Origin of the sequence: Bacteroides sp. AF39-16AC (genome assembly GCF_003602735.1) — a bacterium.
In the GTDB taxonomy this organism is placed as follows: domain Bacteria; phylum Bacteroidota; class Bacteroidia; order Bacteroidales; family Bacteroidaceae; genus Bacteroides; species Bacteroides uniformis.
This window is the reverse complement of the sequence record NZ_QTLN01000053.1, coordinates 1-5,654: the sequence shown is the minus strand read 5'-3', so window position 1 is coordinate 5,654 and position 5,654 is coordinate 1. Positions and strand designations below refer to the sequence as shown.

Genomic DNA, 5,654 nt, shown 5'->3' with positions numbered 1-5,654 from the left:
GCCGAAGATGCAGGGCATCGAGGTGAGGGCGGACATGGCGGACGGCTTCAATCTCGGCGGCAAGGACGGCGGGTACAGCTTCGGGGCGGCTCTCTCCACCTACACGAAGAAGGGGAACAAGTGGGTGTTCGGTGGCGAATACCTGTTGAAGAACAATCCCTACAAGGACACCAAGATACCCGTGGCGCAGTTCACGGCGGAGGGCGGCTATTACTTCAAGATACTGTCGGACGCCCGAAAGATTGTTTTCGTCTATGCCGGGGCTTCGGCTCTCGCCGGATATGAGGCGGTAAATTGGGGGAAGAAGGTGCTGCATGACGGCTCCACGCTGCACGACCGGGACGCCTTCATCTACGGCGGTGCGCTGACGCTCGATGTGGAGTGTTACGTGGCAGACCGTATCGCCCTGCTTGCCAACCTGCGGGAGCGTTGCCTTTGGGGTGGCGACACACGGAAGTTCCACACGCAGTTCGGGGTCGGTATCAAGTTCATCATCAACTGACACGGGCATGGAAAGGACGGAAATAGATGCTGTCAGAAGGATGCCGCTTGCGGATTTTCTCGCACGGCTGGGGCATGAGCCTGTCAGAAGGAGCGGTAACGAGCTGTGGTATCTTGCCCCGTACAGGGGCGAGCGCACATCCTCTTTCCGTGTGAACGTGGCGAAACAGCTCTGGTACGACTTCGGTTTGGGCAAGGGCGGCGACATCTTCACGCTTGCCGGGGAGTTTCTGCAAAGCGATGACTTCATGAAGCAAGCGAAGTTCATAGCGGAAGCCGCCAATATGACGGTTGCCGGATGGGAAAAGCCCGTCTATCTCTCGAAGCCGACCGAATCCGTTTTTGAGGATGTGGAGGTCGCTCCGCTGCTCCGCTCACTGCTGACGGAGTATTTAGAGGAACGGGGCATCCCTTACGCCATCGCATCCCGTCACTGCTGCCGCTTGAACTACGGTGTGCGTGGGAAACGGTATTTTGCCGTTGGCTTTCCGAACATGGCAGGTGGCTATGAAGTCAGAAGCCGATATTTCAAGGGTTGCATACCTCCGAAGTCTGTATCACTGGTAAAGGCGAATGACATCCCGGCTGACGAGTGCCTCGTGTTCGAGGGCTTCATGGACTTTCTCTCTGCCGTGACGCTTGGTGTAACCGGTAACGCTGACTGTCTTGTGCTGAACTCAGTCGCCAACGTGGAGAAGGCGGCGGGATTGCTGGACGGATACGGGCGCATCGGCTGCTTCCTCGACCGTGACGAAGCCGGACGGCGGACGCTTGCCGCACTTACCATGCGATACGGGGAACGTGTCACCGACCGTTCCTCCCTCTATGACGGTTGCAAGGACTTGAACGAGTACCTGCAACTGACAACGAAAAAACAGAAAAACAACCATCTAAAAATCGAAGAACAATGAACATACTGAACAACAGAAACAAGAGAACATCAATATTCAAGGCAGTGGCGTTATGCCTGATAGCCGCCATGTCATTCACCCTCGTGTCATGTGACGATGACATGGACATCCAGCAGTCCTATCCCTTCACGGTGGAGGTCATGCCCGTGCCGAACAAGGTAGTAAAGGGGCAGACAGTGGAAATCCGCTGTGAACTGAAAAAGGAGGGCGACTTTTCGGGTACGCTCTATACCATCCGCTATTTCCAGTTCGAGGGGGAAGGCTCGCTCAAAATGGATAACGGCATCACCTTCCTGCCTAACGACCGCTACCTGCTGGAGAACGAAAAATTCCGCCTGTACTACACGGCGGCGGGTGATGAGGCGCATAATTTCATCGTGGTGGTGGAGGATAACTTTAGCAACTCCTACGAACTGGAATTTGACTTCAACAACAGGAATGTAAAGGACGACGATCTTACCATCGTTCCCATCGGCAACTTCAGCCCCTTGTTGAAATGATGCGTGTATTCATGACAATGCTCTGTTCACTTCTGACGGTCTGTTCTGTGTCCGCGCAGATCAGCCGCCAAGAGGGAACGGACGGGCAGGCGGCAATCTACCGACTGCCGCTTATGGAACGTGCTTTTTTATGCTGCCGCTACTTTGAAGGCTGGCACTCAGAAAAACACTACCCATACGTCGGTTGGGGTCACAAACTTTTGCCAAACGAGAAGTATTCGGCACGAACCATGACAAAACGGGATGCGGATGAACTTTTGCGGAAAGACCTGCGCAAATTTGTCGCCATGTTCCGTAAATTCGGGGTTGATTCGATTTTGCTTGGCACGTTAGCTTACAATGTGGGACCGGCGAAGCTGTTAGGCAGCAAAACAATCCCCAAAAGCACCTTAATCAAGAAGCTGGAAGCTGGTGACAGGAACATCTACCGTGAGTATATAGCCTTCTGCAACTACAAAGGAAAACGCCACGCCATGCTGCTCAAACGGAGAAAGGCGGAGTTTGCGCTGTTGTATATCCCATAAAAGGACTGACAAAACTGGCAAAAGACGTGCCATATTTAACTTGGCACGTCTTTTGCTCTATCACTTGATAGATTATCGTAGGATTTTCTCGTTAATTGACATCGTTGAGCCATTTTTGCCTATCGGTTTCCAAATAACACTTCAAGTTGTAAGTGTTGTGAGAGCAATACAAAACATAGTTATTAACCATAAAAAGTATAGCGAAATTATGAAGAAAGTATTTAGGAAAATTCAGAAAGGAACAACAAAAATGATTGAACGTATCAAATCGTTGGGGGAAATGGAGACGAAGCAGAAATGTGTAGTTCAACGGTTCGAGATTATCATTCCCCTCCACCAAAAAATAACGACCCAATATATAGCCTCCGCAAGTTTTACTTGCGGATTTTTTAGTTATCGCAGATTGGACAAAGGTTTCTTTGCTACTTTCTTTGTCCGCCATCATGCTCACTGAAAGAAAGTAGGGCGGCTCTCGCCGCCCCGCCACTCAAAAGCGTGTGTAAAGTCCCGTCACCATCGTGAACATTTCCTCCAGCATATCAAAATAGATACCCTCGTGTACGGCAATGTCCTTTGTCTTGCACTCAAAGGTCTTTTTGCTGAACGTCCTGCGGTAGAAGCGCATATTGTAGAGGTCTGCCCCTTCGTCATAGATGATGTCAAGGCGGTTGGCACTTGTTTTGTTCCTTGCAAGGCTCATCCGTAAGCCGTTGCCCATATCTATGAAATCACGGCTACCTGTCATGGCGGTGAAGCGTTTTCCGCCTATCTGCTGTAATATCGTCTTGGCTATCATATCTTTTGTTTTTAGGGTTTTAAGTATTGGCGGTGCGGACACCGCCATCCCGTTCAAAATTCTCGCATTTCGGAAATGGGGGTCTGCCGTTGTAGCCACTCTTTCACACATTCCATATTGTACTCGCTCGTGATGACTGCCGTATGGCTGTCGGTGGCGGTGAAACGTGTGCTTTCGTAATCATCTATCCACCCCTTGAGGGTGTCCGTTCCCCACGCTCCGGTATCGTCAAAGATACCGTCCAATGCCGTGATAGGTTCGCTGAACTTGACTATCAGCGTTTGATAGGTCGTGTTCATAGTCTGTCCTCCTTTCCCTTCTTTGCGTTCAGCCACTTGTCCCGTGCGGCTCGGCACTCGTCCAACGTGGGTTTGACACAAGAGAACAATTCTCTGTCTATGGGGTGGCGGTAGTCGTACTGCACAAGTGTCCGCCTGCGTCTTCCGATACCCGATTGGAAACGCTCGTATTTCTCCGTACCTGCTTCCGCGCAGGTGCTTACTCCGTTGATGGTCATTCGTGTTGTCATAATGTTGCTTTTTAGATGGTTAAAAATGTACTGACAGAACTCTGTTCTTCATCACCATTTCGGGGTTGCTTGTGTAGCGTTGGTGCAGGTAGAAATGGTGTGAGCCGAAGCCGTAAAGGAAAAACTTGTCAAGTTCGTGCTTCTCGGCAAACTCCTTTACGCTCTTTCTCAATTCCCCCTCACTCGTTGTGAGAGTGAGGAGGTTCACAAATTCAAGGAACATCGTGGGGATTGCATCATCCCACACACAAATCATACTTTCAATTCTTACTTCCATATCAATGTTGTTTTAGGGGTTATGCTATGCCGCTTTCATCCGCTCACGGATAAGGTTGGCGTTCTTGTTCACAAGGTCTATGATGCGCTCGTGATATTCGGTGTCCTGGTTGTGCTTGCCGTGGCACTGCACCACTTCGAGGGTTCGCAAGTCCACCTCTACGGTTTCAATAATCTCATCGCCAATCCTTGCCGATAGTATGAGGGTGTCGGCTTTCTTGTAGTATCCACTGCCAAACACGCAGATGCCCTGCGTCTTGCCCTCGTTGTAATACTCGTCTATGCTTTCAAGCACCTTGACGATTATTTCCTCGTCCGTGATTACCAAGCCGAAGAATTTGGATTTGTTGGCGATGAAATCCTCCGCATCTTTCTTTCGTTGGAGTTGTCGCTGTTGCTCACGCTCACGCCTTTCAATCTCCCAACGGCGTTGCTCTGCGGCTCTTTCCTTCTCGTGTATGGCTTCAATTTTTCGGGTTGCGTTGTCGTGTGCCGCCATGAAATCTTCGGGACAGATGTTCTTCGGGTTACGGAGGTCTTGACCGAGTTTTTTGAGCATACGCAGATAGTCGCACCACATTGAGAGGTTGTCTATCTGATACTTGTGACGCTTGGCAATCAGATATGATGCCCAACATTCATCGGCAGTACGGGTATTGAAAAGAAAGTGTTTCATGACCTCAATCTCACCGCCTTTCATAAGGGTTTCAATTCTTGGGTCTGAAAGCAAGGCTTTGAAAAGACGCACGGGGGAGATGCCGTGGAAATCGCCCTTGAAGCCGTTACGTCTGAGTTGGGGCAATATCCTCATCTTTGGATATGCACAGCTTCTTGCCACCACATCATCGTATAGGCTGTTGTGCGGTCTTACCTCCATATCGCTGCCTAATGCCCACACATCGCAATAGCAGAAAAGGAAGCCACGGAGCAACGCCATGTCCGTAACCTTGCCGTCGGGTGAAATCCAACGCTGCACGACCTCGTGGCAGTAGAAACGCATCGGTTCGCCTTTCCTGCTCTCGCATCTGACCTGCGCCACGCGGATTACCTGATACCCTTTGCAGGTGGTTATCACGCTGAAATTCTGCGTTTCCTTGTAGATGCGTCTGCGTGTGTCCTGCACTTTGAGTTCGGCATGGCATTTGGGGCAGGTGCAGCCTTCAAGGGTGTCGCATAGTCCGCTGTCGCTGTGCCACTCGTGACCGCAGTCGGAACAGGTGATGTTCCCTTTCTTGGTGCGGTAGCCGATATGCTCAACGCAGTGGCGGTATGCCCAATCTATTTGTGTCGCTGATATGGGGCGAAGGTTGGCGGAAAGTCTTGCCACCTCTTTCTGTATCTTGGTCTTCGGTTTCATAAGCCTAAATCAAATAATGAGGGTTGGGGTTGGTTTTCTTTTCTCGCTGACGGTCTGTGGCGGTTCTGCAACTTGCGGAGTTCCTCCTCTTGGTATTTGCGGACAGCGTTCTGACGTGCCTCCGCCTTTTCCTCTGCCGTGAGTTTCACAACGTGGTTCACAACCACTTGGCAGTCCATCGGTTTGCCCACCTCTATCTCGTTTTCCTCATAGTAGTGGTTATCACAAGTTTTGATAAGCACTATTATCCCAATTAGATT

Annotated in this window: 11 protein-coding genes; 5 read left to right on the top strand and 6 right to left on the bottom strand. The window is 50.6% G+C overall.

Going from position 1 to position 5,654, the window contains the following annotated elements; genetic code table 11:
- From DW039_RS20375 to DW039_RS21540, 5 genes are all read left to right on the top strand, one after another.
- The coding region (locus DW039_RS20375; protein ID WP_165853128.1) for a conjugal transfer protein TraO at positions 1–502 on the top strand (502 nt) is incomplete at its 5' end.
- Between the two features lie 7 nt (positions 503–509).
- The gene (locus DW039_RS20370) at positions 510–1,412 is read left to right on the top strand and encodes a toprim domain-containing protein (protein ID WP_004291524.1); all 903 of its coding nucleotides are present in this window, start codon (positions 510–512) and stop codon (positions 1,410–1,412) included.
- Complete coding sequence (locus DW039_RS20365; protein ID WP_004291525.1) at positions 1,409–1,912, top strand: DUF3872 domain-containing protein; 504 nt, start codon at positions 1,409–1,411, stop codon at positions 1,910–1,912. Before DW039_RS20370 ends, DW039_RS20365 begins: the two co-directional genes overlap by 4 nt.
- The gene (locus DW039_RS20360; protein WP_004291526.1) at positions 1,909–2,436 is read left to right on the top strand and encodes a glycoside hydrolase family protein; all 528 of its coding nucleotides are present in this window, start codon (positions 1,909–1,911) and stop codon (positions 2,434–2,436) included. Before DW039_RS20365 ends, DW039_RS20360 begins: the two co-directional genes overlap by 4 nt.
- Positions 2,437–2,500: 64 nt before the next feature.
- Positions 2,501–2,890, top strand: a complete 390-nt coding sequence (locus DW039_RS21540) for a hypothetical protein (RefSeq protein ID WP_004291527.1) — start codon at positions 2,501–2,503, stop codon at positions 2,888–2,890.
- A 33-nt stretch (positions 2,891–2,923) separates the two neighbouring features.
- Here the strand turns inward: DW039_RS21540 and DW039_RS20350 are convergent, their stop codons facing one another.
- The 6 genes from DW039_RS20350 to DW039_RS20325 all read right to left on the bottom strand — a co-directional run.
- A complete protein-coding gene (locus tag DW039_RS20350) occupies positions 2,924–3,232 on the bottom strand; it encodes a hypothetical protein (RefSeq protein WP_004304290.1) in 309 nt (102 codons plus the stop codon).
- 53 nt (positions 3,233–3,285) lie between these two features.
- Positions 3,286–3,588, bottom strand: a complete 303-nt coding sequence (locus DW039_RS20345) for a hypothetical protein (RefSeq protein ID WP_005783104.1) — start codon at positions 3,586–3,588, stop codon at positions 3,286–3,288.
- Positions 3,528–3,761, bottom strand: a complete 234-nt coding sequence (locus DW039_RS20340; protein WP_004304291.1) for a DUF3873 domain-containing protein — start codon at positions 3,759–3,761, stop codon at positions 3,528–3,530. Before DW039_RS20340 ends, DW039_RS20345 begins: the two co-directional genes overlap by 61 nt.
- A gap of 19 nt (positions 3,762–3,780) precedes the next feature.
- Entirely contained in the window at positions 3,781–4,038 is a 258-nt protein-coding gene (locus tag DW039_RS20335) for a hypothetical protein (protein WP_004291531.1), read from the bottom strand.
- Between the two features lie 24 nt (positions 4,039–4,062).
- The gene (locus tag DW039_RS20330) at positions 4,063–5,394 is read right to left on the bottom strand and encodes a PcfJ domain-containing protein (RefSeq protein WP_004291532.1); all 1,332 of its coding nucleotides are present in this window, start codon (positions 5,392–5,394) and stop codon (positions 4,063–4,065) included.
- On the bottom strand, positions 5,391–5,654 hold a 264-nt coding region (locus tag DW039_RS20325; RefSeq protein ID WP_243635061.1), incomplete at its 5' end, for a Cas9 inhibitor AcrIIA9 family protein. The genes DW039_RS20325 and DW039_RS20330, both read right to left, overlap by 4 nt.

Coding starts and splice junctions, on each gene's coding strand:
- DW039_RS20360 (WP_004291526.1), top strand. CDS start 1,909: ATGATGCGTGTATTCATGACAATGCTCTGTTCACTTCTGACGGTCTGT.
- DW039_RS20330 (WP_004291532.1), bottom strand. CDS start 5,394: ATGAAACCGAAGACCAAGATACAGAAAGAGGTGGCAAGACTTTCCGCC.
- DW039_RS20335 (WP_004291531.1), bottom strand. CDS start 4,038: ATGGAAGTAAGAATTGAAAGTATGATTTGTGTGTGGGATGATGCAATC.
- DW039_RS20365 (WP_004291525.1), top strand. CDS start 1,409: ATGAACATACTGAACAACAGAAACAAGAGAACATCAATATTCAAGGCA.
- DW039_RS20340 (WP_004304291.1), bottom strand. CDS start 3,761: ATGACAACACGAATGACCATCAACGGAGTAAGCACCTGCGCGGAAGCA.
- DW039_RS20350 (WP_004304290.1), bottom strand. CDS start 3,232: ATGATAGCCAAGACGATATTACAGCAGATAGGCGGAAAACGCTTCACC.
- DW039_RS20370 (WP_004291524.1), top strand. CDS start 510: ATGGAAAGGACGGAAATAGATGCTGTCAGAAGGATGCCGCTTGCGGAT.